Below are 257 nucleotides of genomic sequence, written 5' to 3' on the forward strand. Positions count from 1 at the left end.
CCCCAGCGAGATCATCATGCCATCGCCCGAGAGCAGCAGCACGGTCGCGATCGGGGTGCCGGCGATGATCATCGTCAGGAGGGATGCGGGCGGAAAGCTGCCGAGGCAGTAAGCCGTGCCTACGCAGCCCATGAACACGAGCAGCGCGACCGGCGCGCGGAGCTCCGGGTCGACGACCCCGAACAGCGCCAGGATCCAGAGCACGAAGCCCGTGTTGAGGACGATCGCGACGACACGGGTTCTGACGAGCTCGCGAT

1 protein-coding gene is annotated in these 257 nt (G+C 66.9%); it reads right to left on the reverse strand.

The window, feature by feature from the left end:
• Nucleotides 1-257, reverse strand: a 257-nt coding sequence (locus tag XI06_RS05215) for a hypothetical protein (protein ID WP_271604706.1), incomplete at both ends; no start/stop codon positions are given.

Source organism: Bradyrhizobium sp. CCBAU 11434, assembly GCF_028128895.1.
GTDB lineage: Bacteria > Pseudomonadota > Alphaproteobacteria > Rhizobiales > Xanthobacteraceae > Bradyrhizobium > Bradyrhizobium zhengyangense.